23 protein-coding genes are annotated in these 26,815 nt (G+C 62.0%); 12 read left to right on the top strand and 11 right to left on the bottom strand.

Going from position 1 to position 26,815, the window contains the following annotated elements:
* Positions 1-3 precede the first annotated feature (3 nt).
* A complete protein-coding gene (gene gdhA, locus BJN45_RS11060; RefSeq protein ID WP_076095136.1) occupies positions 4-1,347 on the bottom strand; it encodes an NADP-specific glutamate dehydrogenase in 1,344 nt (447 codons plus the stop codon).
* Positions 1,348-1,372: 25 nt separating this feature from the next.
* Complete coding sequence (gene rnk / locus BJN45_RS11065) at positions 1,373-1,765, bottom strand: nucleoside diphosphate kinase regulator (RefSeq protein ID WP_076095137.1); 393 nt, start codon at positions 1,763-1,765, stop codon at positions 1,373-1,375.
* Positions 1,766-1,904: 139 nt separating this feature from the next.
* On the opposite strand from rnk, the gene BJN45_RS11070 reads away from it, so the two are divergent.
* Together BJN45_RS11070 and BJN45_RS11075 are read left to right on the top strand one after the other, a co-directional pair.
* On the top strand, positions 1,905-2,855 hold the full coding sequence (locus BJN45_RS11070; RefSeq protein WP_076095139.1) for a LysR family transcriptional regulator: 951 nt from the start codon (positions 1,905-1,907) through the stop codon (positions 2,853-2,855).
* 13 nt (positions 2,856-2,868) lie between these two features.
* Positions 2,869-4,023 (top strand): PQQ-dependent sugar dehydrogenase, encoded by a 1,155-nt coding sequence (locus BJN45_RS11075; RefSeq protein ID WP_240494550.1) that lies wholly within the window; start codon positions 2,869-2,871, stop codon positions 4,021-4,023.
* A 3-nt stretch (positions 4,024-4,026) separates the two neighbouring features.
* On the opposite strand, the gene fnr is transcribed toward BJN45_RS11075, so the two are convergent.
* The gene (gene fnr, locus BJN45_RS11080; protein ID WP_076095141.1) at positions 4,027-4,770 is read right to left on the bottom strand and encodes a fumarate/nitrate reduction transcriptional regulator Fnr; all 744 of its coding nucleotides are present in this window, start codon (positions 4,768-4,770) and stop codon (positions 4,027-4,029) included.
* Between the two features lie 85 nt (positions 4,771-4,855).
* On the opposite strand from fnr, the gene hemN reads away from it, so the two are divergent.
* The 10 genes from hemN (at position 4,856) to BJN45_RS11130 (ending at position 16,794) form a co-directional block, all read left to right on the top strand.
* On the top strand, positions 4,856-6,259 hold the full coding sequence (hemN, locus tag BJN45_RS11085) for an oxygen-independent coproporphyrinogen III oxidase (protein WP_076095143.1): 1,404 nt from the start codon (positions 4,856-4,858) through the stop codon (positions 6,257-6,259).
* A gap of 79 nt (positions 6,260-6,338) precedes the next feature.
* A complete protein-coding gene (locus tag BJN45_RS11090; RefSeq protein WP_076095146.1) occupies positions 6,339-7,010 on the top strand; it encodes a sulfite exporter TauE/SafE family protein in 672 nt (223 codons plus the stop codon).
* A gap of 1 nt (position 7,011) precedes the next feature.
* Positions 7,012-9,225: a heavy metal translocating P-type ATPase gene (locus BJN45_RS11095; RefSeq protein ID WP_276205214.1), complete on the top strand. Its 2,214-nt coding sequence runs from the start codon at positions 7,012-7,014 to the stop codon at positions 9,223-9,225.
* Positions 9,222-10,913 carry a putative bifunctional diguanylate cyclase/phosphodiesterase gene (locus BJN45_RS11100; RefSeq protein ID WP_083651214.1) on the top strand — a complete coding sequence of 564 codons (1,692 nt, stop codon included), beginning with the start codon at positions 9,222-9,224 and terminating at the stop codon, positions 10,911-10,913. The genes BJN45_RS11095 and BJN45_RS11100 overlap by 4 nt, the downstream gene beginning before the upstream one ends.
* Positions 10,914-10,916: 3 nt before the next feature.
* On the top strand, positions 10,917-11,123 hold the full coding sequence (locus BJN45_RS11105) for a heavy-metal-associated domain-containing protein (RefSeq protein WP_076095148.1): 207 nt from the start codon (positions 10,917-10,919) through the stop codon (positions 11,121-11,123).
* Positions 11,124-11,132: 9 nt separating this feature from the next.
* Entirely contained in the window at positions 11,133-11,456 is a 324-nt protein-coding gene (locus tag BJN45_RS11110) for a hypothetical protein (protein ID WP_139326338.1), read from the top strand.
* A 168-nt stretch (positions 11,457-11,624) separates the two neighbouring features.
* Complete coding sequence (locus BJN45_RS11115) at positions 11,625-13,910, top strand: TonB-dependent receptor (protein WP_076095152.1); 2,286 nt, start codon at positions 11,625-11,627, stop codon at positions 13,908-13,910.
* A 51-nt stretch (positions 13,911-13,961) separates the two neighbouring features.
* Positions 13,962-15,089: an alpha-hydroxy acid oxidase gene (locus tag BJN45_RS11120; protein ID WP_076095154.1), complete on the top strand. Its 1,128-nt coding sequence runs from the start codon at positions 13,962-13,964 to the stop codon at positions 15,087-15,089.
* A complete protein-coding gene (locus BJN45_RS11125) occupies positions 15,083-15,766 on the top strand; it encodes a Fe2+-dependent dioxygenase (protein WP_076095156.1) in 684 nt (227 codons plus the stop codon). Before BJN45_RS11120 ends, BJN45_RS11125 begins: the two co-directional genes overlap by 7 nt.
* Positions 15,767-15,777: 11 nt before the next feature.
* On the top strand, positions 15,778-16,794 hold the full coding sequence (locus BJN45_RS11130; protein WP_076095158.1) for an extracellular solute-binding protein: 1,017 nt from the start codon (positions 15,778-15,780) through the stop codon (positions 16,792-16,794).
* A 68-nt stretch (positions 16,795-16,862) separates the two neighbouring features.
* Here the strand turns inward: BJN45_RS11130 and BJN45_RS11135 are convergent, their stop codons facing one another.
* From BJN45_RS11135 to BJN45_RS11170, 8 genes are all read right to left on the bottom strand, one after another.
* Positions 16,863-17,066, bottom strand: coding sequence for a (2Fe-2S)-binding protein (locus tag BJN45_RS11135; RefSeq protein WP_076095160.1), 204 nt, complete (start codon positions 17,064-17,066; stop codon positions 16,863-16,865).
* 217 nt (positions 17,067-17,283) lie between these two features.
* Positions 17,284-17,766, bottom strand: coding sequence for a bacterioferritin (gene bfr, locus BJN45_RS11140; RefSeq protein ID WP_076095162.1), 483 nt, complete (start codon positions 17,764-17,766; stop codon positions 17,284-17,286).
* Positions 17,767-17,776: 10 nt separating this feature from the next.
* Positions 17,777-18,262, bottom strand: coding sequence for a bacterioferritin (bfr, locus tag BJN45_RS11145; protein WP_076095164.1), 486 nt, complete (start codon positions 18,260-18,262; stop codon positions 17,777-17,779).
* 204 nt (positions 18,263-18,466) lie between these two features.
* Positions 18,467-21,163 carry a M16 family metallopeptidase gene (locus BJN45_RS11150; protein ID WP_076095166.1) on the bottom strand — a complete coding sequence of 899 codons (2,697 nt, stop codon included), beginning with the start codon at positions 21,161-21,163 and terminating at the stop codon, positions 18,467-18,469.
* Positions 21,163-22,251, bottom strand: a complete 1,089-nt coding sequence (locus tag BJN45_RS11155) for a cytochrome-c peroxidase (protein ID WP_076095168.1) — start codon at positions 22,249-22,251, stop codon at positions 21,163-21,165. The genes BJN45_RS11150 and BJN45_RS11155 overlap by 1 nt, the downstream gene beginning before the upstream one ends.
* A 57-nt stretch (positions 22,252-22,308) precedes the next feature.
* The gene (locus tag BJN45_RS11160; RefSeq protein WP_170873076.1) at positions 22,309-25,149 is read right to left on the bottom strand and encodes a TonB-dependent receptor; all 2,841 of its coding nucleotides are present in this window, start codon (positions 25,147-25,149) and stop codon (positions 22,309-22,311) included.
* A 156-nt stretch (positions 25,150-25,305) separates the two neighbouring features.
* Positions 25,306-26,301 carry a FecR family protein gene (locus tag BJN45_RS11165; protein WP_076095170.1) on the bottom strand — a complete coding sequence of 332 codons (996 nt, stop codon included), beginning with the start codon at positions 26,299-26,301 and terminating at the stop codon, positions 25,306-25,308.
* Positions 26,298-26,810 (bottom strand): sigma-70 family RNA polymerase sigma factor, encoded by a 513-nt coding sequence (locus tag BJN45_RS11170; protein WP_076095172.1) that lies wholly within the window; start codon positions 26,808-26,810, stop codon positions 26,298-26,300. Before BJN45_RS11170 ends, BJN45_RS11165 begins: the two co-directional genes overlap by 4 nt.
* Positions 26,811-26,815 lie beyond the last annotated feature (5 nt).

Raw genomic sequence — 26,815 nt, forward strand, 5'->3', positions numbered from 1 at the left:
CGTTCAGACCACGCCCTGCGCCAGCATTGCATCGGCAACCTTGACGAAGCCGGCGATGTTGGCGCCATTGACGTAGCTGACCTTGCCATCCGGGCCTCGTCCATACTTCAGGCAGGCTTCGTGGATGTTGCACATGATCTCGTGCAGGCGGGTATCGACTTCTTCACGCTGCCAGGAGAGGCGCATGGCGTTCTGGCTCATCTCCAGGCCGGAGGTGGCGACGCCGCCGGCGTTGCTGGCCTTGCCCGGGGCGTAGAGCACGCCGGCTTCTTCGAAAACCCGCACTGCTGCTGCCGTAGACGGCATGTTGGCACCTTCGGCGACGCAGATCACGCCGTTGTTCACCAGGGTCCGAGCATCGTCACCGTCGAGTTCATTCTGTGTCGCGCAGGGCAGGGCGATGTCCACCGGTACGTGCCACGGACGGACGCCGGGCAGGAAGTCGGCCTTGACGCGCTCTGCGTAGTCGCTGACACGGCCATAGCGGTGGTTTTTCACCTCCATCAGTTCGGCCAGTTTCTCCGCCGTGAAGCCATCGTTGTCGACGACGGTGCCGCTTGAGTCGGAGACAGTGATGACCTTGGCGCCGAGCGCCATGGCCTTTTCCACGGCGTACTGGGCGACATTGCCGGCGCCGGAAACGCTGACCCGCCGGCCGGCGAAGCTGCAGCCTTGCTGGGCGAGCATCTGCTCGGCGAAATAGACGGTGCCGTAGCCGGTGGCCTCCGGGCGGATCAGCGAGCCGCCAAAGCTCAAGCCCTTGCCGGTGAACACGCAGTCGGCGCGGTTCGACAGCTTTTTCATCATGCCGGCCATGAAACCGACTTCGCGCCCGCCAACGCCGATGTCACCAGCCGGCACGTCGGTGTCGCTGCCGATGTGGCGGAACAGTTCGCTGACGAAGGCCTGGCAGAAGCGCATGACTTCGCCCGGGCTGCGGCCCTTCGGGTCGAAATCGGAGCCGCCTTTGCCACCGCCCATCGGCAGCGTCGTCAGCGCGTTCTTGAAAGTCTGCTCGAAAGCCAGGAACTTCAGGATCGACAGGTTGACCGAAGGATGGAAGCGGATGCCGCCCTTGTACGGGCCGATGGCCGACGAGTGCTGGATGCGGTAGCCGCGGTTGACCTGCACTTCGCCATGATCGTCCACCCAGGAAACGCGGAACATGATGACCCGTTCCGGTTCGACCAGGCGGTCGAGCAGGCCGTGCTCGGCATATTTCGGATGTTGCTGGATATACGGCCAGAGGCTTTCGATGACTTCGGTGACCGCCTGATGGAACTCGGGTTGCCCGGGGTTTCGTGCGGCAACGTGTTGGGTGAATTCCTCGAATGACTTGTAGCGCACGATATTGGGCTCCCTGGCGTGTTTTTCAGTGTTGTGGTGATTTGTCTTCGGCCGGGCCGGCAGTCGGCTGGGTGACGCCGACGACAACCAGTCGGCGGGTATTGCCACCCGGGAAATCCCAGTCGATTTCATGGCCGATGCACAGGCCGATCAGCGCGGCGCCAACCGGGGCGAACACGGATATCCTGCCCTGCGCCGGGTCGGCTTCTTCCGGGAAAACGATCTCGACTTCACGGCTGTTGCCGGTTTCGAGTTCGGCGTAGCGTACGCGTGACCCCATCGTGACGGTGTCGTTCTGTATTGATTCGTCCTGGACGACAATTGCGCGTTCAAGCTCTGCACGTAAATCGGGCGGGGGCTGGCTCGCCATCAGGCGGACAAAGTCGGTCTCGCCGATGATCAGGTTAGTTTGTTGCATTTAAAGTGTTTTTTCTTTTGTTTCTTGAGGTGGTTAATCTTGTTTTGAAGACTTGGGATGTTAGATCGCTTGCTGTCACTTGATAAGTCGGCAACTTTGAATAAAACTGTTTCCAATTTGATAACAATAAAGTTCCGAGATGAGTGATATCAACGACATGCTGCTGTTTGCCCAGGTGGTCAAGGCCAGGAGTTTTTCCGGGGCGGCACTGCGGCTCGGTATCTCGAAGTCGCGGGTCAGCAAGGCCGTGGCGCGACTGGAAACGGCGCTCGGGGTCCGTCTGCTCCAGCGCAGCACCCGGCGGCTCAGCCTGACCGAAGTTGGCGAAGCCTACTTCGAGCATTGCGACCGCATCCTCGATGAGCTGGCGCTGGCCGACAACACGGTCAGCAGCCTGCATCAGGAGCCGCGGGGGCGGTTGAAATTCAGCGCGCCGGTTGCTTTCAGCACCCTGCACGTGGCCCCGGCCTTGCCGGATTTCATGGCGCAATATCCCGACGTGTCGGTGGACATGACGATCAGCGATCGTCTTGTCGATCTGGTCGAGGAAGGTTATGACCTGGCGCTGCGCATTGCGCCGGAGCCCGGCTTGAATCTCGTGGCCCGGCGCCTGGCGCCAATCCGGCGCAAGATCTGCGCGAGTCCATCCTATCTGGCGCGGCGCGGCATACCGCGGGTTCCCGAAGATCTGGTCGGGCACAATTGTCTCGACTACACCTACATGAATGCCCAGGGGTTCTGGCATCTTCAGGGGCCGCAAGGCGATGCTTCGGTAGCGGTTTCCGGCACCTTGCGCATCAACGACGATGAGGCGCTGTCGCAGGCCGTGCTTGGCGGTCTGGGACTGGCCCTGTTGCCGACTTTCATCATCGGTAGCGAACTGCAGGCCGGCCGGCTGGTCGAAGTCTTACCCGGCTATGTGCCAGTCGAGCGCTTCATTTACGCCGTGCATCTGCCCAACCGGCATTTGCCGCTGAAAGTCAGGGCTTTTGTCGATTTCCTGCAGCAACGTTTCGGCGATGATCCCTATTGGGATCAGGCGCAATCCGGTGATGACTCGGAGCGGCTGTGGCTGGGATTGAGTCGTTGAACAGGAGATGTTGATGCGGCATGGATGGATGATGGCGGGCTTGCTCGCAACTGGTTTTTGCCTGACCGGATTTGCCGTTGGGGCCGAGCAGCCGCCGATCCGCAGCGAACGGGAAAACTTCCGTATCGAGGTGGTCGCGGCGGGCTTGGAACATCCCTGGTCGGTTGCTTTTCTGCCTGATGGCCGTTATCTGGTTATGGAACGTCCGGGACGCCTGCGCGTCATCGATGCCGACGGTCGTCTCGATCCACGTCCGGTTGCCGGAATTCCCGCGGTTTCGGCGCGTGGTCAGGGCGGTCTGCTCGATGTCGTCTTGCACCCGGGGTTCGCCGGGAACGGGTGGGTGTATCTCAGTTATGCGGGCGCTGGCGAGGGTGGTGTCGGTACCGAGGTGTTGCGCGGACGCTGGGTCTCCGATCGCGCCGGTAATCGTCTGGTCGATGTGCAGGTCATCTACCGGCAGTGGCCGAAGTCGGATGGTGGCGTGCATTTCGGCTCCCGGCTGGTGTTCGATCGAGCCGGATTGCTCCATGTCACCCAGGGCGATCGGGGCGAAATGGCGCGGGCCCAGCGCCTCGACGATCTCGCGGGCAAACTGGTGCGGCTTCACGACGATGGCGGCATTCCTGCAGACAATCCCTGGCGGGGTGTTGCCGGCGCCCGTCCGGAAATATTCAGCGTCGGCCACCGCAGCATGCAGGGCGCGGCGCTGCATCCGGTCACCGGCGAGTTGTGGACGCACGAGCATGGCCCGCAAGGCGGCGACGAGATCAATGTCGCCCGGATCGGGCGCAATTACGGCTGGCCGGTGATCACTTTTGGGGTCAACTACGGTATTGGCACAAAAATCGGTGTCGGTACGCAGCGCGAAGGGCTGGAGCAGCCCTTGCATCAATGGACACCGTCAATCGCGCCCTCCGGGATGGCGTTCTATACCGGCGATCGTTTTCCCGGCTGGCGCGGCAACCTGTTCGTCGGCGCGCTCAAATTCCAGATGCTGGTCCGGCTGGAGCTTGATGGCGAGCGTGTCGTTCGCGAGGAGCGCTTGCTGACCGGTCGCGAGGGGCGTATCCGCGATGTCCGTCAGGGCCCGGACGGGTTGCTTTACCTGCTGACCGACGCCAGTAACGGAAAATTGTTGCGTCTGGTGCCGGTCAGTACGCCCTGACGATCAGACCCGATGGTTCATCAAGGCCTTCAGGCCATTTACGTTCAGGATGCGGATATGCTTTTGCTGGACAGCGATGTAGCCTTCTTCCTGGAACTTCGAGAAGGCGCGCGACACGGTTTCCAGTTTCAAGCCGAGATAGCTGCCGATTTCCTCACGCGTCATCCGCAGGTAGAACTCGGCATGCGAGAAGCCGCGGGCGGTGAAGCGCTGCGACAGGTTGAGCAGGAAGGCGGCCAGTCGTTCCTCGGCGCGCATCGTGCCGAGCAGCATCATGACGCCATGGTCGCGGACGATTTCGCGGCTCATCACCTTGTGGAAGTGATGCTGCAGGTTGTGGATCTCGCGCGACAGGGTTTCCAGCCGCGAGAACGGGATCGCACAGATCTCGCTGTCTTCGAGTGCGATCGCGTTGCAGGTGTGATGTTCGGTGCTGATGCCGTCGAGACCGAGCAGTTCGCCGGCCATCTGGAAACCGGTGACCTGGTCGCGTCCGTCTTCGAGCAGCACGTCGGTCTTGAAGAAACCGCTGCGGATCGCGTAGATCGAGTCGAAGGCTTCGCCGGCACGGTACAGGTGATCGCCGCGCTTGATGCGACGCCGGGTCGAAATCAGGTCGTCGAGACGCTCAAGCTCTTCCAGGCTGAGGCCGAAGGGCAGGCAAAGTTCGCGCAGATTGCAGTTGGAACAGGCCGTCTTGATGACGGACAGGGAAATCTCCTGATTCAACGGTATTGTATTGGGCATTGGCAACCTGCATCGGCTTGATCCATGTCAACCGAAAATGCGATCCATCCCCACATAATCGAACCTAAACTTGGCGCTATGTTAAATGAATTTCGCAACTGAAAACCTCGTCTTCGATCCACAGATCATTCGCCGTTTTGACGTGAACGGTCCTCGTTACACGTCGTATCCGACAGCAGACCGCTTTGTCGAAGCATTCGACTCGGAGGCTGCTGCGCTCTGGCTCGGCAAGCGCAACATCGGCGGAATAAGCCGGCCGCTGTCATTATACTTCCACATCCCTTTCTGCAACACCATCTGTTACTACTGTGCATGTAACAAGATCATCACCAAGGATCACGGGCGCAGTGCCAAGTACCTGAAGTACCTGGGCAAGGAGCTGGCGCTGCAGAGTGCGGCGCTGGAAGGCCGCGATGGCGAGCATGAGGTGATCCAGCTGCACTGGGGTGGCGGTACGCCGACTTTCCTGTCGCATGATGAAATGCGGCAGTTGATGGCCGAGACGCGCAAGCACTTCAAGCTGCTTGATGGTGGCGAGTACTCGATTGAAGTCGATCCGCGCAAGGTCGATCGGGCGACGGTTGAGTTGCTTGGCGAACTTGGTTTCAACCGGATGAGCGTCGGTGTCCAGGATTTTGACGAGAAGGTTCAGGTCGCCGTCAATCGCGTGCAGAGCGAGGAAGAAACCGCTGACGTGATCACGGCAGCCCGTGCCAGCGGTTTCAAGTCGGTATCGGTCGACCTGATCTACGGTCTGCCGCATCAGAACGTGATCGGCTTCAACCGTACGCTGGAACGCGTGCTGGCGATGGACCCGGATCGTCTGTCGATCTACAACTATGCTCACCTGCCTGGCCTGTTCAAGCCGCAGCGCCGTATTGCCGATGCTGACCTGCCGACGGCGGAGGAGCGCCTGCAGATTCTCGCGCTGGCCATTCGCAAGTTGACCGACGCCGGTTATGTCTTCATTGGCATGGATCACTTCGCCAAGCCCGACGACGAACTTGCCGTGGCCCAGCGCCAGGGGCGGCTGCACCGCAATTTCCAGGGGTATTCGACCTATGCCGACTGCGACATGCTGTCGTTCGGCATCTCGTCGATCAGCAAGGTCGGGCCGACCTACTACCAGAACGTCAAGACGCTGGACGAGTATTACGACCGTCTCGATGCGCCGATGTTGCCGATTGTGCGCGGCATCGAACTGAATGCCGACGATATCCTGCGGCGTTCGATCATCCAGGCCTTGATGTGCCACTTCGAGTTGTCCATCGAGAGCATCGAAAGCTCGCACCTGATCGATTTCCACAAGTATTTTGCGGCGGAAATCGAGGATCTGCGGGAGATGGAGCGTGGCGGTCTGCTGAAGATTGAGCGCGACTGGATTACCGTTCTGCCGCCGGGGCGCATGCTGGTGCGCGTGATCTCGATGGCTTTTGACCGTTATCTGCGGGCCGACCGCCAGCGGACGCGTTACTCCAAGGTGATCTAGGCGGGATGCGGGTATCGGGCGGGCAGCGGGCAGGTTAAACTGTCCGCTTGTCTGATGTTCTGGCCGCTTGCTTTCTCCCATGCCCGATTCCGGCTTCTTTGCATTGTTTCTCGTTGGCTTGCTCGGCGGTACCCACTGCGTTGGCATGTGCGGTGGCATCGTCGGTGCACTGGCCATGGGCGGCGCTTCGCGCTGGACGATGCATCTTGCCTACAACGGCGGGCGCATTCTCTCGTATGCACTGGCCGGCGCCATCGCCGGCGCCCTCGGTGCGGCCAGCCTGGGGCTGGAAGGGCAAGTGCCGGCCCGCCTGATCCTCTACCTGTTTGCCAACCTGATGCTCATCGCGCTCGGCTTCTATCTGCTGGGGGCGACGCGCGCCCTGGCGTTTACCGAACGTGCCGGTCAGGCCCTGTGGCGCCGGGTACAGCCGCTGACGCGGCGTTTCCTGCCAGCGACGACGGTGCGCCAGGCTTTTCCGCTCGGCATGCTGTGGGGCTGGTTGCCCTGCGGCCTGGTGTACAGTGCGCTGGCCAGTGCCTTGTCGGCGGGTTCGGCGGGTCGGGGCGCGGCCTTGATGCTGGCTTTCGGGCTGGGGACGCTGCCCAATTTGCTGCTCGCCGGCATCGTTCTGGCCCGGATCAACGAATTCGTCCGGCGGCCGCTGGTGCGTACGCTTTCCGGTTTGCTGGTGCTCGGTTTTGGCGTATACGGGCTGTTCGGTTTGCGTTATCTGCTTGAAGGAGCCTGAAGTGAATCCGCAGGTGCCGTTGGAAAATGCAGAAAAAGTCGTCGAGTTTGCCATTGGCGGCATGACTTGCGCGGCGTGTTCTGCGCGCTTGGAAAAAGTGCTCAACCGGCAGGCCGGCATGCAGGCGAACGTCAATCTGGCTGCCGAGCGGGCGCGGGTGCGCCTGAACGGCGTCGCTGCCGAGGCGGTGATTGCGGCCGTGGCCAAGGCCGGGTTCTCGGCGGAGATTGTCGATGAAGGTACGCGAGCCCGGGAAAAAGCGGAAAAAATGCGGGTGTACCGCGAGGAAATACGCCGCTTCTGGATTGCGGTTGCGCTGACGCTGCCGTTGGTCGGCCAGATGCTGTTCATGTTCGGCGAAGGCGGGCATGCCAACGAATTGCCGCGCTGGCTGCAGTTCGTGCTGGCGACGCCGGTGCAGTTCTGGATCGGCTGGCGTTTTTACGACGGCGCCTGGAAGGCATTGCGCGGCGGCGGGGCCAACATGGATGTGCTGGTCGCGCTGGGGACCACAATGGCCTGGGGCTTTTCGACCGCAGTGACGGTGTTCGGCCTGCACGATCAGCACGTCTATTTCGAAGGCGGGGCGGCGGTGATCACGCTGGTGCTGCTCGGCAAGTTGCTGGAAGCACGGGCCAAGGCGCGGACTTCCGAAGCCATCGAATCGCTGATCCGGCTGCGCCCGAAAACTGCGCGCGTCGAGCGCGATGGCCAATGGATCGAGTTGCCGGTGGATGCGCTGATGCCGGGCGATATCTTTCTGGTGCGCCCGGGCGAGAGTGTGCCGGTCGATGGCGAGGTGATCGATGGCGAATCCAGCCTCGACGAGGCGATGTTGACCGGCGAAAGCATGCCGGTCGGCAAAGCCGCCGGCGATCGCGTTTTTGCCGCGACGGCCAACGGCCAGGGTTCGCTGCGCTGCCGGGCGACCGGTGTCGGCGAACAGACGCTGCTGGCCGGCATCATCCGCCTGGTCGGCGAGGCGCAGGGTTCGAAGGCGCCGGTGCAGCGGCTGGCCGACAGGATTTCAGGCATCTTCGTGCCGGTGGTTTGCCTGATTGCGCTGGCGACCTTCGTTGCCTGGTGGTGGGTCAGCGGCGATTTCGCCGAAGCGCTGGTCAATGCGGTGGCGGTGCTGGTCATTGCCTGCCCGTGCGCGCTCGGGCTGGCGACGCCGACGGCAATCATGGTCGGCACCGGCCAGGGAGCCCGCGCCGGCATCCTGGTACGCAACGCCGAGGCGCTGGAACGGGCCGAGAAGATCGGCGTGCTGGCGCTCGACAAGACCGGCACGCTGACCTGCGGTCAGCCGCAGGTGACCGATGTCGTGCCGCTGCAGGGTACGCGTGACGAGGCGCTGCGCCTGGCGGCCGCGCTCGAGCATCATTCGGAACATCCGCTGGCGCGGGCGGTGATGCAGGCGAATGTTGCGGTCGACCTGCCTGCCGTGACCAATTTCCGGGCAACGCCGGGGCAGGGTGTGACGGGCGAGGTTGCGGCGCGCAGCCTGAAACTTGGCGCCCCGGCGTGGTTTGGCCTGGATGCCGACGCGGCGATTGTGTCGCTGCAAGCCGCCGGCAAGACGGTGATCGTGCTTGGCGAGGTGCAGGGTGAGTCAGTGACGCCGCTGGCCCTGATCGCCATTGCCGATGCGCTGCGTCCGACCTCGCGCGAAGCGGTTGCCCGCTTGCGCCAGCGCGGTATCCGCGTCGTCATGCTGACCGGCGACAACGCGGCGACGGCAGCGGCGATCGCTGAACAGGCCGGTATCGCCGAGTTCCGGGCAGGTATTCTGCCCGGCGACAAGGCTGCTGCGGTCAACGCACTGAAAACGGAAAAAATGCTGGTGGCGATGGTCGGCGACGGCATCAACGATGCGCCGGCGCTGGCCGCCGCCGATGTCAGTTTTGCCATTGGGGCCGGTTCCGATGCAGCCATCGAGGCGGCCGATCTGACGCTGATCCGCAACGACCTGCTCGGAGTGGTCGATGCCATTTCGCTGTCCGCTGCGACTTTGGGCAAGATTCGGCAAAACCTGTTTTTCGCCTTCATCTACAATGTGCTGGGTATCCCGCTGGCGGCAGCGGGTTTGTTGAATCCCGTCGTGGCCGGGGCGGCAATGGCCATGAGTTCGGTTTCCGTGGTCTCCAATTCGCTGCTGCTCAAGCGCTGGCGGCCGCGGGGTGCGCAGTCAGGGGCCATGGAGCAACGATGACCGGAAAGGTCGAGGGAGGTACCAACTTGTTTCAGGCCACCATGGAGGCGGCGCAGGTTGGTATTTTCGTCATGGGGGAAGGGCGCTTCATCTACGTCAATCCGTTCATGCGCGAGCTGTTTGGTTACAGCGAAGACGATTTTCAGAGCCGCATCGGTCCGCTTGACCTGGTCGTTCCCGAACAGCACGACATCGTTGCCGAGCAACTGGCGCTGCGCGCTGCCGGCGTGCCGGGAAAGGCCTACGAGTTGTCCGGGCGGCGCAAGGATGGATCGGTATTCACCATGTCGATTCTCGGCATGCCGGCACGTTTCGGCAATCTGCCGGTATCGGTGGGCACCGTGCTCGATGTCACCGACCGCAAGGCCGCCGAGCTGCGTATCCGCGAGCTGGCCGATTTCGATGCGCTGACCGGCCTGCCCAACCGGCGCCTGCTGCACGACCGGGTCGAACAGATGATTGCCAGCGCCGAGCGGGAAAACGGCAGCGCAGCCCTGATGTTTCTCGATATCGACCACTTCAAGCGGGTCAACGATTCGCTCGGGCACAGCGTCGGCGACGAATTGCTGTGTGCGCTGGCCCAGCGCTATGCCGCAGTGGTGCGCAAGGTTGATACGCTGGCCCGGCTGGGTGGGGACGAGTTCATCATCCTGTTGCCCGAGGTCACCGCTGCCGCCGCTGCCGATGTTGCCCGTCGGGTGCTGGAAATCGCCGCGGCACCGTTTTCCGTCGGCGGCCACGCGCTGACCATCACGCCATCGATCGGCATCAGCCTCTATCCGCAGGACGGCAAGGACATCGACACGCTGCTGAAGAACGCCGACACGGCGATGTACAAGGCCAAGGATCTCGGTCGCAACACGTTCCAGTTCTATTCGTCCGAGATGAACATGGCGACGCTCGAGCGTCTGATGATGGAAAGTAACCTGCGCCATGCGTTGACCGCAGCAGAGTTCGAACTGCACTACCAGCCGCTGGTCAGCCTGGAAAACGGTGAGATCGTCGGCGTCGAGGCCTTGATCCGCTGGTGCCATCCCGACCTTGGCATGATCATGCCCGACCGTTTCATTTCGGTGGCCGAGGAAACCGGAATGATCAACCCGATTGGCGACTGGGTGTTGTTTGAGGCCTGCCGTCAGGCCCAGGCCTGGATCGATGAGGGACTGGCATTGCGGACGATGGCCGTGAATGTGGCGCCGGTGCAGTTCCGTCAGGCCGGTTTCGTCGAAATGGTCGCCGGCGCCCTCAGTACTTCCGGGCTCGCAGCGGATCGGTTGGAACTGGAACTGACCGAGCGCACCGTGATGCACGATGCCGAATTCACGCTGGGCACGCTATCTGCACTGAATCGCATGGGCGTCTGTCTGTCGCTCGACGATTTCGGTACGGGTTATTCGTCGCTGGCCTATCTGAAGCGTTTCCCGGTCGGCAAGCTGAAGATCGACCGGTCGTTCGTCATGGACCTGGAGCGCGATGCCGACGATCGCGCGATTGCCTCGACCATCGTCAGCATGGGGCGCAACCTGCGCCTGACGGTGCTGGCCGAGGGGGTGGAGACGGCAGAGCAACTTGCCCTCCTGCGCAATATGGGGTGCGCGATGGTTCAGGGCTATCATTTCAGCAAACCGCTTACTGCGGCGCGGATGACCGAACTGCTGCGCAGCCAACCTTTTCTTCACGAAAGCTGAAACATGGAAAACACCATCATCAAGATCGGCGGCATGAGCTGCCAGGGATGCGTCAGGAACATCACCGGCGTGCTTACCGGCCTGCCTGGTGTCGCTTCGGCCGAAGTGTCGCTGGAAAAGGCCGAGGCGGTCGTTGCCTTTGATGCGCAACAGGTCGGTCGCGGCGAACTGGTCGGGGCGATCGAGGATGCCGGGTTCGATGCCGAGTGATGCTGCGTGATGAGCAGTGGCTCTGCTTTTTGCCTGTTGCTGGCACTGCTGCCTGATGACGAGATCGAGCGGCGTTCTTTGCTGCGGATACTGGAAGTGGCGATTCCGGGCGTCAGCACCGTTGAAACAGGGGCAGGAAAAAGACTATTGGATACGCTGCGTGACAGTGATCCGGTGAGCCGGGAAGCACTCGCGCAATATGCTGCAGCATTGCCGGACGAAGGAGCGGCGGTGCGGGTGCTTTTTCCCGGCAGTGTCCTGACGGTGGTGCTGTCTGTCATGTTGCAGCGGGGCTGTCATGATTTCCTGTTGCTGAAGCGTTACAGCTTGTAACAGAATAGCAAATGAGATACATTATCAACAGCATTTAAGCAAGCCAGCCAAACGCCAGCCAGCTTTTCCCCCAACCGTCTCGTTGTTGGGGCACCTGTCTGGTCACGGCCGTTTCACGTTGTGCGGTTTGTCCCGGGTTGCCCCGCAGCGGTTTTCCTGGATACGACAGTGAAACGAAAAGCCTCCGCAGCCATTTTTCCGGCCAGCTTCCGGACAACACGGGTAGTCAGCCCGTCGATGACCAAAACCAGCATTGCGCTGGGTATTTCCACGGCGATGCTCGCTCCGGCAAGCCTCCTGGCCGACGAATCTGCCAAGGAAGCGGAAATGGATCCGGTCACCGTGGTTGAACGCGTGATCGATCACAATCCCTATGCCGAGCCAGATGCACCCTATAAGGCTCGCATCTCCGGCGATGAGCGGCGCAAGCGCCCCCTGGCTGAAACGCCGGCGACCATCAACGTCCTGACCAAGACCCAGATCGAGGATTCCGGCTACACGGATTTGCGTGACATCCTCGATACCCAACCCGGTATCACGCTGGGTACAGGTGAAAACGGCAATGCTTTCGGTGACCGTTACATTATCCGCGGTCAGGAAGCACGCAGCGACGTCTTCGTCGATGGCCTGCGTGATCCCGGGATGAGTATCCGTGAGAGCTTTGCCGTCGAGCAGGTGGAAGTCTCCAAGGGCCCGAATTCAAGTTTTGCCGGCCGCGGTACTGTTGGCGGTGCGATCAACTCGATCACCAAACAGGCCACCACCGATTATGATTTCACCAAGCTATCGGTTGGTCTGGGTACCGATGACCATCGTCGCGTGACGGTTGATACCAACTACGCGTTGACCGATACCGTGGCGCTGCGCGCCAACGTTCTCTATGGTTACGAAGATGTGCCTGATCGCGCACCGGCCGACCGGGAGCGTAAGGGGGTGGCATTGTCGGCGCTGATCAAGCCGACTGATCGCTTGGACATCGTGCTTGATTACTACGGTTTTCGCGGTGAGGATCGCCCGGATATGGGCTCTTATCTGTACGGCACCGTGCCCAACCGCAAGCCGTTCAAAAATGCTCCGGTGTACGCTCAGGACAACGACTTCCTGAAGTCCGAGGTGGATACCCTGACGGCACGTCTCAAGTACCGCTTCAACGATCAGGTCCGCATCACCAATGCAACCCGTTGGGGCAAGTCGGAAAATGGTTATGTGGCAACCGGTGCTGGCTATGTCAGCGATACTACGCTCCGGCTGTCGACACACCAGGGCTGGCAGGAAGTCGATTACTTCGCGAATCAGACCAACCTGTTCGTCGATACCGAAATCGCCGGCATGAAGCACGAATGGAATTTCGGGCTGGAGTATACGGATCACGCGGTCCTCAACGGCATTTACTCAATCAATGGAATAACGGCAACGAATCAGCCCAGCGCAAATAATGTGGCGTTCGCCAATGTCGATGGGGCAATTGACCATAGCAATATCCGGAAATTCAACTGGGACCAGGATTGGCGTGCCAAAGCAATATCCGCCTCGATCATGGATACCGTTGATCTGAGCGATAAATGGACGGCTTTCGCTGGTCTGCGTTACGACCGGACGCGGATTTCCCTGAAAACCCAGACTGCCGCTACAGGGGTTTTGACGGGTGACTATTCCTACAGCGAAAGCATGTGGAACGGCCATGTTGGCGTGACCTACAAGTTCCTGCCGGATGCCAATGTTTACCTGACCTACTCGACAGCCAAGGACCTCAATGGCGGCGAGTCGGACGTTGGTACCAGTGGCGGTTATGGTGGTCTCATCACCCTGAACGGACAGGTGGCTGGCGCGAAACCGGAAAAGACCGAGAATGTCGAACTGGGGACGAAGTGGAATCTGATGGGTGGCAAGCTGCTGGCGACTGCCGCGGTATTTCAGATCACCAAGACGGATGTCATGGAGGCCTCCGGCTATACCTCGACCGGGACTTTCAATAGCGCAGCAAACCGTGTTCGCGGCATTGAATTCGGTCTGGCCGGTAACATAACCGACAAGCTGAGCGCCTTTGCCGGTCTGACCCTGATGGATGCGGAAGTCACCAAGTCGGCCAATTCGAACCACAAAGGCAAGACCCTGAGCAACTTTGCCGACAAGTCGGCTTCGGCGCAGTTGCGTTACCAGCTCACCCCGGTATTTGCTTTCGGAACAGCCGTGAAGTACGAAAGCAAGAAATACGCAGGTGAGCCGGACACCGCAGCCAGTTATAACGCGGCCGGACAATACAGTCAGCCGATCCCTGCCTATACCGTCTGGGATCTGTTCGCTGACTACCGTCTGAACAAGGCGGCCAAGCTGCGTGTCAACGTGGGCAACGTGTTCGACAAGGATTACTACCTTGCCGGCTACCGCTCGGGTTCGTTCCTCTACAAAGGGGATGCGCGCAATGCCCGGGTGACGCTCAATTACGAGTTCTAAGCAAAACCTGTCGGAAACGGGCGAATTCAAGGAATTCGCCCGTTGTCATTGATGAAACAGAATCGTCCTCCGCTGACCGCCATTCCTGCCGAAATCCGTTGCGCGCAGGACTACGAAATCGTCGCCGAGCATTTCCTGGCGCCGGACCGTCACGCCTATATCGCTGGCGGTTGCGGGCGCGAGATAACTCTGGCGGCGAACCGTTCGGCCTTCGATGCCACCCGGCTCTGGCCGCGTCTGCTGCGCGAACTTGGTCGGGGGCATACGGCTGTCGACCTGTTCGGGCGCCGGCTCGTGCATCCGATCCTGCTGGCGCCGCTGGCCTACCAGACCCTGGCGCATGTCCAGGGCGAGATAGATGTTGCCCGTGGCGCGGCAGCTACCGACAGTGGTTTCGTGCTGAGCACACTGGCGGGTCGGACGCTGGAGGAAGTGGCTCCGCACGCCGGCGAGGAGCGCTGGTTCCAGTTGTATTTCCAGGCTGAGCGCAGGCATACGCTCGACCTCGTCAAGCGCGCCGAAGCCGCTGCTTACCGGGTGCTGGTGGTGACGCTCGACACCGCGATCAAGCTGCCCAGCCTGCGCGCGCAACGTGCAGGTTTTGTCATGCCGGAACAGGTTGTCGCCGCCAGCCTGACAGATTATCCGGAGCCGGCCCCGTGCGTCATCGAGCGCGGCCAGAGCCGGGTTTTCCAGGGGGTGATGGCACAGGCGCCTGGTTGGGACGACCTCGACTGGTTGTTGAGCCAGACCCGCCTGCCAGTGGTGGTCAAGGGCGTATTGCATCCGGACGATGCACGACAGTTGCAGGCGCGGGGTGTTGCCGGAATCATCGTATCCAATCATGGCGGGCGTTCGCTCGACGGCGTGCCGGCAAGCCTGGCGGCGCTGCCGGCGATCCGTGCTGCAGTCGGTGCCGGCTATCCGCTGCTGCTCGACAGCGGCATCCGCTCCGGCGGCGATGTTTTCAAGGCCCTGGCGCTGGGCGCCGATGCGGTGCTGGTCGGACGTCTGCAGATCTATGCCCTGGCAGTGGCCGGGGCGCTCGGCGTTGCCCACATGCTGCGCCTGCTGCGCGAAGAACTGGAAGTGTGCATGGCGCAAGCGGGCTGCGCGACGCTGGCCGATATCGGCCCGGCGATGATTTTCAAGGAAACGGAAGAGGAAACGAGATGTTGATTCCAATTGAAGGCGTCCTGAGCAAGGACGAGGTCAGGCAATTCCGCGAGCAGCTTGCTGCGGCGCCCTGGGAAGACGGGCTGAAGACGGCCGGGACGCTGGCGCGCGCGGTCAAGCGCAACCAGCAACTGGCGGATGGCTCGCCGCTGGCGGTCGAACTCGGCAACCGCATCCTGAGGAAGCTCGGAAACAACCCGCTGTTCATCTCGGCGGCGCTGCCCAGCCGTATCTACCCGCCGAAGTTCAATCGCTATGCCGATGGCGGGACCTACGGAGCGCATGTCGACAGCGCCGTGATGCAGGTACCGGGAAGCTCGGTTTCGGTGCGCAGCGACCTGTCAGCGACCTTGTTCCTGGCCGAACCTGATGAATATGACGGCGGCGAGCTGGAAATCGAGGGGCCGTTCGGCATCCAGGCGGCGAAGCTGGAGGCCGGCGACATGGTGCTCTATCCGTCGAGCAGCCTGCACCGGGTGATGCCGGTGACGCGCGGTGCGCGCATTGCATCGTTCATGTGGATCCAGAGCATGGTGCAGAACGACAGCTCGCGCACGCTGCTCTTCGATCTCGACCAGGCGATCCAGGGGATGAGCGGCGTCGTGCCGCCTGACGACGAGCGGCTGCTCAAGCTGACAGCGGTCTATCACAACCTGCTGCGCCAGTGGGCTCAGCCGTAAGAGGAAGCAAAATGATGATGAAAAAACTGTTTCCCTTTCTTGCCGCCTTGCTTTCGCTCAATGCGGCCCAGGCACAGGAGAAGGTGCTCAACCTCTACTCGGCGCGCCACTATCAGGCCGACGAGGCGCTGTACAACGACTTCACCAAACAAACCGGCATCCGCATCAACCGCATCGAAGGCAAGGCGCATGAGTTGCTGGAGCGCATCCGCAACGAAGGCGCGAACAGCCCGGCCGATGTCTTCATTACCGTCGATGCCGCCAGTCTGGCCGTGGCCAATGCCTGGGGTATCTTCGCACCGGTCAAGTCGGCGGTGCTGGAAGCGCGGATTCCGGCATATTTGCGTTCGGAAACCTGGTTCGCCTTTTCGACCCGGGCGCGGATGATCATCTACAACAAGCGCAAGTTGAAGGCCGAGGATGTACCGACTTACGAGTCGCTCGCCGATCCGAAACTGAAAGGCCTGTATTGCAGCATTCCGGGCGGGCATATCTACAACCTGACCTGGGTTGCTTCGCAGATTGTCCATCAGGGTGAGGCCCGGGCCGAGGAGTGGGCCCGCGGGCTGGTCGCCAATCTGGCGCGCAATCCCAGGGGCGGCGATACCGATCAGATCAAGTCGGTGGCAACCGGTGAGTGCGGCGTGGCCGTCTCGAACAGCTATTACCTGGTGCGGATGATGGCCTCCGAGCGAGTCGAGGATCGTAACCTGGTCAAGCGGCTTGGTGTTGTCTGGCCCAATCAGGGCAGTTACGGGACACATATCAACGTTTCCGGCGCCGGCTTGGTCAAGACCAGCAAGAATCGTGAGGCGGCGATACGTTTTCTCGAATATCTCGCCAGTGACGACGCGCAGCGCTATTTCGCCAATGGCAACAACGAGTGGCCGGCGGTGCCGACAGTCAAGGTCAGCAATGAAGAATTGGCGGAATTGGGTCAGTTCAAGGCCGACACGACATCCCTGGTGACGATCGCCAACCAGTTGCCGGCGGCGCAGAAACTGCTGGATCGCACAGGCTATCGTTGAGCATTCTGGCCGGCGTCAACGAAAACGGGAACCCTCGGGTTCCCGTTTTTGCATTCAGCTTCCGGTTTTCATGCCGCCATGCGGTTGACCTTGCCCGGCTTGGGCGCGCAACTGTGGGCTTCCTTCAGGCATTCATGGGCGCAGGAGGCGCAGCGACCGCAGTCGCGGGTGACGCCGAGATCGCGGCGGAGATCCTTGAGCGTTCGCGCGCCGCTTTCCGCTGCTTCGCGAATCTGGCGATCCGTGACTGCCTGGCACACGCAAACGTACATGCTTCGTCTCCGTTAATAGTTAGGTAATGCGAACAATTTGCATTCTATCTATTTGAGAATGGATGTCAATACGCAGAATGACCGCTTGTCGGTTAGCTGACAGTTTTTCCCGGAATTCTGCGGTCGACCGTAGTAATGCAAGGAAAATGCCCGTTGCCGTCCGTCAACGAAAAAGCCGCGGACTGGCCGCGGCTTCTGTGGTCCGGGATGAGGCGAATCAGCCTTCGCCCGGCTCCATGTGCGCCTGCAGGTAATTCGGCAGGCTGACGTCTTCGATCAGACTTTGTTGCGTTTCCAGCCAGTCGATGGCTTCCTCGCAATGTTCCAGCAGGTCTTCCAGCAGTTCACGGCTGACGTAATCCTGCAGTTCCTCGCACAGGGCGATGGCTTCGATCAGCAGCGGGCGCTGGATGGTCTGCTCGTACTTCAGGTCGCCTTGCAGGCATTCGACGACGTTTTCGCCGATCATCAGCTTGCCCAGGTTCTGCAGGTTGGGCAGGCCTTCGAGGAAGAGGACGCGCTCGATGAGCTTGTCGGCTTCCTTCATGACGCGGATCGATTGCTTGTACTGGTAGTCGTTGAGCTTTTCCAGACCCCAGTTGCGGAACATGCGGGCATGCAGGAAATACTGGTTGATCGAGGTCAGTTCGTTCTTCAGGACCTTGTTCAGGACTTCGATGACTTTCTTGTCGCCTTTCATGTCGCGCTCCTCAGGCCGGGCTGCCAGAGCCCATCTGGCTCTGCAGGTAGTTTTGCAGGCCGACCAGGTCGATCAGGCGGAGCTGCTTTTCGAGGAAGTAGGCGTGGTCCATTTCGGTATCGTCGAGCTGGACACAGAGCATGTCGCGGGTCACGTAATCCTGGGCCTTCTCGCAGGCGGCAATGGCCTTCTTGAGGTCGCCATCGACTTTGTATTCAACGGCCAGGTCGGATTTCAGCATGTCCGGTACGGTCTTGCCGATCTTCAGTGCTTCGCGCTTCGACAGGTCCGGCTTGCCTTCGAGGAACAGGATGCGCTGGATCAGTGCGCGCGCATGTTGGCGTTCGTGGTCGGATTCGTGGATCGATTTCTGGGCCAGTTCGTTGAGGCCCATGTCGGCATACATCTCACCATGGATCAGGTACTGGTCAACGGCGGTCAGTTCGCCGGTGAGCAGATCGTTGAGGATGTCGATGATTTTCTTGTCGCCCTTCATGGCATTTCTCCGGAAAGTTGGGAATGGCTGGCTGGCGAACCTCGGCTGGCTTGCCTCGGTCCCGATTGTAGGGGGTCAGACCGTTGATTTCCAGCGTTGTTCCAGAAAAGTTCTTTGATAACAATGAATTACGAACCGTTCTCATTTGTGTTGTCGGTGTGTGACACGTAGATGCGCGGTATTACCTTGAGCCAGCAGGGGATATCACTCCCCTTTGCCGATGGCCCAGACTATCTGTGCGTCGCCAAGGTGGCGACGCAGTGCGGCATTGACCTGGTCCACGTCGAGTCGTTCGATGTGCTGGTCGCGTTCGGCTTCCCAGGCGTAGCTTTGGCCGGTCAGCAGCGTCAATGTGAGGCGCTCGGCGTAGAAGGATTCTGCCAGAGTCGTCTTGCGCCGTTCTTCCAGCCAGTTGGCGATACCCGCGCTGACTTCCTGCGTGCTGAAGCCGCCGGCCAGCGCCTTCGCCAGTTCCTCACGCAGCATGTCGCGCGCCCGCTCGGCTTGCCCGCTGGCGACGCTGGCACTGATCGAGAGGCGGGCGCGGCTATCGAGACTGCTGGCAGACAGCGAGGCGCCGGCGCTGTAGGCCAGCCCTTCCTGTTCGCGCAGGCGCAGCCGGATGCGGCTGCTGGCGTCGCCGCCGAGCAGGCGTACGGCGAGCGCCAGCGGCAGGTAATCGTCGGCATCGTTGCGGATCGGCAACAGCGCCTGGCCGACAACGTCGGCATTCGGGAATTTCGGCAGCGCGACGACGATGTCGCTGGTGTCGACCTGTGCCGGCGCATCCGGATGAGCGATCCGCCGGTAGGGCAGCTCTGTTTTCGGCAAGGTCTGCAGCGCCTGCCAGAAGCCGCGTAAATCGTCCTCACCGAGGTCGCCGACAGCGGCAATGCGCAGCGACGAACGGCCGCCGAAATCGGCGATGCAGCGGCGCACGTCGTCGAGTGTGACGGCGCGCAGTTCGGCCAGTTGTTCTGCCAGCGGCCGCGGTCGGGACGGGTGCTCGGGCGGGTAGTTGTCAAAGCGTAGCGCGGCCTGGCTGACGGCCAGCTGGCTCGGCTGGCCTTCGGCCGCTTCGATACCGGCGATGGCGCTGGCTTTGATCCGCTCGAATTCCGCAGCCGACAGGGTCGGGGCGCGGCGCACCGTGAGCAGCAATTCGAGCGCGGCGCCCAGGTTTTCTGCCGGTGCGCGCAGGCTGATCCGACCCAGGCTGTGGCTGGCGCGGGCTTGCAGCGCTTCGAGCTGGCGTGTCAGTTGTGTGCGGTTGATGCCGCCGCCGCCTTCGGCGAACAGACTGCCGGCGATTCGGCAAGCCGTCAGCCGGCCGCGCAGCGCATCGACGTCGCCGAAATCGTTGGCGATGACCAGCCAGGCCATGCCGTCCTGAGTGCGCCGCGAAATCAGTGCGGCCTTGGCCGACGGATCGGCGAGCGTCACCTCGATGGTGGCGGCGGCGAGTTCTGCGGTCGACTGCGGTAAAGGGTCGATTTTCGCCATCGGGACCGGCCAGTCACGATCACCGACCAGCGCTGATGGATTTGCCGGTGCCGGCGGTTCCGGCATGCGCGGCGCCTGGCCGTGGTGGAGCAGGACTTCGGCCGGTACGACGCCGGCGATCCATTGGCGCAGCGCGGCGTTGATCTCGGCCAGCGTCAGTTCGGCAATCAGGTCGCGCTCGACGAAGAACAGCCGCCAGTCGCCGGCAACCTCGGCGGCCGAGAGGCGGTTGGCGCTTGCCTCGGGTGAAAGACGGGCGCGGTCGAACTGGCGCAGTCGGTTCTGCCGTATCCGCTCAAGCTGGGTGGCGTCGATGCCGGCGTTGGCGAAGCGATCGATGGCATCGCGCAGCGCGCTGGCCAGCGTTGCCGCATCGGCATCCTTGTCGTGGCTGGCGGTGGCCACCAGCAGCGAGTACTCAGGGCGGTCCTGGACGGCGCAGGAGACACCGAGCGCCAGGCGCTTCTCGTCGACCAGCGTCCGCCGCAGGCTGCCCCAGCTGTCGGCGCATAGCGCCGGCAGCGCCAGGTCGACGGCCAGCGTCTGGCGGTTGGTGGTGCCGGGCAGCAGCCAGGCCGCGGCGGCGACGGTGCTGCCGCTTTCGCGGTAAATCTCGGCGCGCTGGCGCAGGCGTTCGGCGTCTTCGCGGGTCCATGTGGCCGGTGGTGGGCCGGGCGGGTTTTTGGCCGCGGCGAACAGTTGACCGGAAAGTTCCAGGACGCGCGGTGCGTCGAACTTGCCGGTGACGATCAGGACCGCGTTGTCGGGCCGGTAGTGGCGACGGTGAAAAGCCTGCAGCGCGGTGAACGGCGCATTTTCGATGTCGCTGCGGGCGCCGATCGTCGGCCGCCCGTAGCCATGCCAGAAGAAACTTTGGCGTTGCAGCGCGCGGGCAACCAGGCTGCCGGGATTGTTGTCGTTGCGTTCGAGTTCGTTGCGCACGACGGTCATCTCGCTGGCCAGGTCGGCGGCGCTGAAGCTCGGGCGCAGGAAGCGGTCGGCCTCGATGCGGATCGCCGCGTCGACCTTGTCGGGGTCGGCGCGCACGGTCTCGAAATAGTTGGTGCGGTCGCTGTTGGTCGTGCCGTTCCAGGTCGCGCCCAGCGCCGTCAGCGCCTGCTTGAGGTCCGGGTGCCGGCCGGCGCCCTTGAACAGCATGTGTTCGAGCAGATGCGCCATGCCGGTTTCGCCGTAGCCCTCATGCTTGCTGCCGGTCTTGACCAGCAGTTCGATGCGCGTCGTTGCGGCGTCGGGAAAGGGCGCCAGGATCAGGCGAAAGCCGTTGTCCAGCCGGTACGACGAGAAGCCGCCGGCACTGGCTTCGGGCTGCCAGGGCGTGGCGGCGGCCAGCACCGGCAGTGCGGCGAGGGCGATGGTGAGGAGGGCGAGCCGGCGCATTACAGTACCTTCAGGAAGGCTTCGAGCGCCTGCATCTCGCGCTCGTCCAGTTTGAGCGGCTTGATCAGCGGCGACGTGACCGGGAAGCGTGGGTCCTTCGCTTGTGCCTCGTTGGCCGGTTTCGGATGGAACATGCCGGCGTTATAGATGTTGACGATGCCGCGCAGCGAGCGGAACAGGCCGTTGTGCATCCACGGGCCGCTGCGCGAGACGTTGCGCAGTGTCGGGGTCTTGAATTTGCCCACATCCTCGTTGTTGCCGGTGACGTTGTAGCGGCCGAGATCCTCGTACTTGCGCCCGAAATAGGTCAGGCCGAGATTGTGGAATTCGTTGTCATTCAAGGCCGGCCCGGAGTGGCAGGTCATGCAGCGGGCCTTGGTGCGGAACAGGTGCAGGCCGAGCAGTTGCTTGTCATCCAGCGCCTTGCTGTCGCCGTCGAGGAAGGCATCGAAGGCGGTGCGCTCGGCGACCAGCGTGCGCTGGTAGGCGGCGAGCGTCGCCTGGATGCGCTCCAGCGTCACCTCGCGATCGCCCCACGCCGCGGCGAAGTCCTCGGCATAACCGGGAATCGCCGCCAGCTTGGCCGGCAAGCGCTTGAGGTCCATCGCCATCTCGGCCGGGTCGGCGATCGGCCCGAGCGCCTGGTGCTCAAGGCTGGGTGAGCGGCCATCCCAGAACAGGCTGCTCGAATGAGCGGCACCCACCAGCGCCGGTGCGTTGCGCTTGCCCTTGCGTCCGTCGTGACCTGGCGTGACCGCCAGGGTGTCGGCGTAGGCGTGTTCGGGACGATGACAGGAAGCGCAGGCAATCTTGCCCGAATCCGACAGTGCCGGATCGAAGAACAGCCGGATGCCGAGCTTCACCAGCGGGTAGGGCAGCGTTGCCGGCAGGTCGGGCGTCTTGACCGAAGCCATTTCCTGCCAGGCGACCTGACCTTCGACCTGCGGCGCCGGCCATTGGGCGAGCGGCCGGGCGTAGGCCTGACGCAGGCAGGTAGGATCGCGGCCGTCGAGTAGTTGGCGACAGTCGCTAGCGGCAAAGGTGAGAAGCGGCAGACTGAGGAGGATCAGGGGGAAGAGTTTTCTCATGGCGTTCAAGAATGAAGGCGCCGGCGGTTCAGCCGGCGTGTATCGGGACGAAAAAAATCAGAAGCGATAGCCAACCTCGATCCAGTACTGGCGACCGACTTCGTACGTCGGGACTCCGCTGTCGGTAACGCTGCTGGTGTCGGCAACCGAAGCCTTGTTGAGGACGTTGAAGACATCGAGGTTGACGAAGAAGGCCTGATTGCGGGTGGTCGGGAATTCCCAGCCGAGGCGCAGGTCCCAGGTCAGCGCGTTGTTGAACTTGCGCTTTTCCCAGACGGCGATCTGCTGGCCGTTGTGATAAACGCCCGAGGTGGTGGCCGGCTTGGCCTGGGCGATTTTCGAGTAGGCTGCGCGGTAACGCAGGAAATTGGTCCACGTCATGTTCCATTGCGGAATTTTCGTGATGCTGGAAAGGCGCAAGGTCCATGGACGGTTGTAATTGTCGGCCGGACGGCTCGAGTAAGGAATGACCTTGCCGTCGTACTGGATGTAGGGATTGGTGATATACAGGTCAGTGTCCGCGCTGATGTACGAAGGTGCGTTATGCTTGCTTTCGTTCCAGTCGAAAACTAGTTGACCGGTAGTTTCCGTGCCCAGCCAGCGCAGCTTGCTGAGCGGTGAAACCGTCAGTGAGACGATTTCGGCATCGCTTTTTCCAGCATTGGTGAAGGTCGTGTAGGTGTTGGAAAGCGTCGGGTCGGTCGAGGGCTGGCCGATGATCGTGCCGGTGACTTCCACTACCTGATCGCGGCCCTTGCGCTTGACGTATTTCAAGTCGAACTTTAAGTTCTGCCAGCGTTGTTCGATGCCCAGCATCAACTCGTCGTCGTATGGAATGTCAAGTTCGTTGAACTTGACCAGATTGGTCGCCTGGGTGCCGACGGTCCATGTGCTGTTGACCGTGTTGCGTTGCTCGCTGTTGTAGCGTAGCCGGTTGCGCCCCTCACGCAGGCGCCAACTAGTGATGTTGCGGCCGTAGTAACGGTTTGCCCCGGCGTTGAAAACGGTGCTCCTGTCGGCAAACAGATCGTACTGGAGGGCAAAGCGCGGTGCCCAGGTCGTTTTGTTCATGTAGTTGTCGCTATCGACGCGTACACCAGGACGCAGGTTCCAGCGGCCGATCTCGATCGTATCCTGGAGCCAGGCTGCCCATTGGGTTGTGGTGAAGTCGAAGTCGCCGGTGGTGAACCGGGTGCGCCGGGTCATGATCTGTCCTGGCCAGCTGCCAGTTTCGGTGGTGCCCATCGCGCAGGCGTCTACGGTGACGCCACCGGCATTGGTACAGGTTGCGGTCGATGCCGGCGTCGTGTAGGTGCTGTTTTCGGTCAGGCGCTCGTAGCGAACATATTGGGACGAGAGTTCAACACCGGTTTGCAGGCGATGTTCGCTATCGAGCAGGGAAAACGATTTCCAGTCGGTGTTGATACGGTACTGCCAGGTGTTCTGCTCCTGTTCGACATCGCCGTAGCCACCTTCAAGACTGCTGGCTGCCGAAGTTCCCCAGCTTTTGCTGGTCGAGCGCCGCCAAGCGTAGTAATCGTCGTAGTCGGAATCACGTGACTGGTCGAGCTTGCTCCAGGAAAGGTTGTGCTCAACCTTGGCCAGGTCACCATCCCAGCGTGCCTTGAAATTAAGTTGGGTGCCACCGGTCTGGGTTTCGAAAGCGGAGTTCGCGATGTTGCCTCGCCAGTAGGTATTGTTCTCTGGCGCATAGGTGACGCTCGATTCCAGATCAAGACGGCTGATCGGTTTCCAGTTGGCCTTGATGAAGTAGTTGTCGATCGAACGTTCCTGGTCGCGTTTTTGCTGGCCAATAGCAGCATTGGCAGAGGAATAGAAACTGGTCGGGATCGTCGAGTGTTTCTGGCTGAAATTGGCGAGCAGGCCGAAGTTCTCCGTCAGGTGTCCTTCGACAGTGCCGCGGATGATGGTCTTGTCGAATTCCGGCTGATCGTAGTGGGAAGACGAGTTCTCGAAATTTTCCGCCTGTTGTTCGGCGATGTGATAGCGGGTCCAGGATGAACGGGTGGTCTGGTAAGAGAGTTTTCCGTGCAGTTCCTTGCTTGCCTTGCGCGTCGTGGCTTCGATGACGCCGCCGTTGAATCGGCCGTAAGCGGCGGGCACGTTGCTGTCGTAGACGGTGATGCTCTCCAGCAGGTCGGTGTCCAGTGCCAGCCCCTGGCTCTGGCCGGGTACGTCAGACAGCGAGTTGATCCGGGCTTCGGTGCGTTCGCCGGGATCGATATCGTTGTTGATGTTGGCGCCGTCCATGATGAAGGCGTTCTGATAGTACTGGGCGCCGTTGATGCTGATGTCGGCGGGAGAAATTTCTCCGGGGGTCTTGCTGCTCAATTGGGTGTTGTTGAATTGCACGTTCGGATGAATCTTGAGCAGGCTGGTGATGTCGCCGTTGCCAACAGGCATGGCTTCGATGGTTTTCCGGTCGACAACTGTGGTTCCCATCGGCTCATGCTGTTCGACCACCAGCACCGGCGCCAGTTGTGTTTCTCCGGTGTTGCCGCTGGCGTCGACGTTCTTTGGCAACGCCACCAGGATGTAGCCGGAGGGCGTGCGGGCGACGCCGTAGCCGGTGTTGCGCAGCAGGGTGGTGAAGCCGTCGTCGATCGCGTAGTTGCCCTTGATGCCTTCGCTGCGTAAATCCTTGAGTTTTTCTGCATCAATGACAAGTGGTACACCGGCTTGAACAGCAAAGCGGTTGAGCGTCGTATCGAGCGGGCCGGCCGGGATGTCGTAATGGCGGCTGGTCTGAGCGTGGGCCAGCGTTGGCAGTGCGCCGGCGAGGCTTGCGGTCAACGCCATGTGGGTCAGGAAAACCAGCGGCTTGAGGCGGGTGCGCAGGCGGCTGGGGCGGGTCGTCGCGGTCGGCAGGTTGATCATCGTCAGGTTCCATTGGGGTTGGCGAGCCCTTGCGGGCAGGGACGAGTACCGGAACTGGCTGGCGCATGTGCTGCGGATTTGGCTTGGCTACCCAATCTCGTCTTTCATGGGTATTGACGGATGAGCTTGCGAAAGCGGAACTGCCGGAACAAAAAATCAGCGATTTTTTTCGTGATCGACGATGACGAGGTAGGGCGTCAGCGTCCGGATGCGCAACTCGGGGAAGTTGTTGGCGAGCAGTTGCAGCGAACGGTCGGTGTCGTTCAGTGGCAGTACTGCCGAGACGTGCAGCTTGGCGATTGCGCTGCGGTCGTAGCGGATCAGGCCGGGCCGGTGGCGGGCGAGTTGGTCGAGGACTGCGGCCAGCGGGCGGTCGCGGACGACCAGCTGGTGCTGCTGCCAGGCGGTTTCCAGCATCTCGCCGTCAATCGCGGCCAGGCTGTTTTCGCTACCCGGGCCAAAGCGCAGGCTCTGGCCGGCTTCGACTACGACGGCTTGCTCCTGGCCATCGATGCGGACTTCGACCCGGGATTCGATCATGCTGAGCACGGTCGCATCGTCCTGCCGGCTGACCAGGAAGCGGGTGCCGAGCGCGCGGATGTTGCCGTGTGCGGTACTGACGACAAAGGGGCGACTGCTGTCGCGGGCGACATCGACGAGGATTTCGCCGCGCAGCAGGTCAACGGTTCTGGTTTTTGCATCGAATTCGAGGTCGACCGCAGAATTGCTGTTCAGCGACAGCTGGCTGCCGTCCGCCAGCGTTCTGGCGATCCATTCGCCGCTGCCGGTTTGCAGATCGGCGAACAGGATGTCGGCCGGCGCCGATTGCAGGGCGATCCAGCCGGGCAGCAGCAGGGCGGCGGCCAGTGCGAGGGCGGTGGCGAGGCGTGGCGGTGGCCGCCGTGGCCGGGCGCTGTGGATGGCCTGGCGGGCTGGGCCCTGGGTGCCACGACTGCGGATGTCGTCAAGGCGGCCAAGCAGGCTTTCGAGATGGGCGGCGGCAGCGGCATGGCGTGGGTCGGCCTGTTTCCAGGCGCGGTAGCCGGCTTCGGCCTGTTGCCGTTCGCCGGGATCGTCGGCGCTCAGCCGGACGATCCAGTCGGCGGCCTGTTCGGCCAGCGTTTCCGGGGTGGCCGGCAGGCGGCTGTTCATGCCGGTTCGGCCGGGGCGCAGGCCAGCAGGCATTGCACCAGGTATTTGCGCACCATGCGCGGACCGACGCCGAGACGTTCCCCGATTTCGGCGTGCGTCAGTCCGTCCAGGTAATGCAGCAGAAAGGCTTCGCCGGCCTTGGCCGGGACGTTCTCGAGTGCAGCGGCGATGTGGGTCAGCGCCTCGACGGCGATCAGTGTTTCTTCCGGTGACGGAAAGCCGGTGAGCGGGTCGGCGAGCGCCGCCAGTTCCGCCAGATAGGCTTGCTCGATGGCTTGCCGGCGGGCGCGGTCGATGATCAGCCGCTTGGCGGTGGTGCTCAGGTAGGCGCGTGGCTCGCAGATCCCCGCCAGAACGTCGCGCGAGCCGATCAGGCGGAGGAAGGTGTCCTGGGCCACGTCGGCCGCGTGCTCCGGGCAGCCGAGCTTGCGCCGCAGCCAGCCGATCAGCCAGCCGTGATGGCTGGCGTACAGTTCATGCAGCGGGTCCGGACTGGCGGCGAGAGACATCGTGG

It is taken from the genome of Azonexus hydrophilus, assembly GCF_001956855.1.
In the GTDB taxonomy this organism is placed as follows: Bacteria; Pseudomonadota; Gammaproteobacteria; order Burkholderiales; family Rhodocyclaceae; genus Azonexus; species Azonexus hydrophilus_A.

Excerpts from the sequence above, each read along its gene's own strand:
- rnk (WP_076095137.1), bottom strand. The coding sequence starts at position 1,765 with ATGCAACAAACTAACCTGATCATCGGCGAGACCGACTTTGTCCGCCTG.
- BJN45_RS11070 (WP_076095139.1), top strand. The coding sequence starts at position 1,905 with ATGAGTGATATCAACGACATGCTGCTGTTTGCCCAGGTGGTCAAGGCC.
- BJN45_RS11075 (WP_240494550.1), top strand. The coding sequence starts at position 2,869 with ATGCGGCATGGATGGATGATGGCGGGCTTGCTCGCAACTGGTTTTTGC.
- fnr (WP_076095141.1), bottom strand. The coding sequence starts at position 4,770 with ATGCCCAATACAATACCGTTGAATCAGGAGATTTCCCTGTCCGTCATC.
- hemN (WP_076095143.1), top strand. The coding sequence starts at position 4,856 with ATGAATTTCGCAACTGAAAACCTCGTCTTCGATCCACAGATCATTCGC.
- BJN45_RS11090 (WP_076095146.1), top strand. The coding sequence starts at position 6,339 with ATGCCCGATTCCGGCTTCTTTGCATTGTTTCTCGTTGGCTTGCTCGGC.
- BJN45_RS11100 (WP_083651214.1), top strand. The coding sequence starts at position 9,222 with ATGACCGGAAAGGTCGAGGGAGGTACCAACTTGTTTCAGGCCACCATG.
- BJN45_RS11105 (WP_076095148.1), top strand. The coding sequence starts at position 10,917 with ATGGAAAACACCATCATCAAGATCGGCGGCATGAGCTGCCAGGGATGC.
- BJN45_RS11110 (WP_139326338.1), top strand. The coding sequence starts at position 11,133 with ATGAGCAGTGGCTCTGCTTTTTGCCTGTTGCTGGCACTGCTGCCTGAT.
- BJN45_RS11120 (WP_076095154.1), top strand. The coding sequence starts at position 13,962 with ATGAAACAGAATCGTCCTCCGCTGACCGCCATTCCTGCCGAAATCCGT.
- BJN45_RS11125 (WP_076095156.1), top strand. The coding sequence starts at position 15,083 with ATGTTGATTCCAATTGAAGGCGTCCTGAGCAAGGACGAGGTCAGGCAA.
- BJN45_RS11130 (WP_076095158.1), top strand. The coding sequence starts at position 15,778 with ATGATGATGAAAAAACTGTTTCCCTTTCTTGCCGCCTTGCTTTCGCTC.
- BJN45_RS11135 (WP_076095160.1), bottom strand. The coding sequence starts at position 17,066 with ATGTACGTTTGCGTGTGCCAGGCAGTCACGGATCGCCAGATTCGCGAA.
- bfr (WP_076095162.1), bottom strand. The coding sequence starts at position 17,766 with ATGAAAGGCGACAAGAAAGTCATCGAAGTCCTGAACAAGGTCCTGAAG.
- bfr (WP_076095164.1), bottom strand. The coding sequence starts at position 18,262 with ATGAAGGGCGACAAGAAAATCATCGACATCCTCAACGATCTGCTCACC.
- BJN45_RS11150 (WP_076095166.1), bottom strand. The coding sequence starts at position 21,163 with ATGCGCCGGCTCGCCCTCCTCACCATCGCCCTCGCCGCACTGCCGGTG.
- BJN45_RS11155 (WP_076095168.1), bottom strand. The coding sequence starts at position 22,251 with ATGAGAAAACTCTTCCCCCTGATCCTCCTCAGTCTGCCGCTTCTCACC.
- BJN45_RS11160 (WP_170873076.1), bottom strand. The coding sequence starts at position 25,149 with ATGATCAACCTGCCGACCGCGACGACCCGCCCCAGCCGCCTGCGCACC.
- BJN45_RS11165 (WP_076095170.1), bottom strand. The coding sequence starts at position 26,301 with ATGAACAGCCGCCTGCCGGCCACCCCGGAAACGCTGGCCGAACAGGCC.
- BJN45_RS11170 (WP_076095172.1), bottom strand. The coding sequence starts at position 26,810 with ATGTCTCTCGCCGCCAGTCCGGACCCGCTGCATGAACTGTACGCCAGC.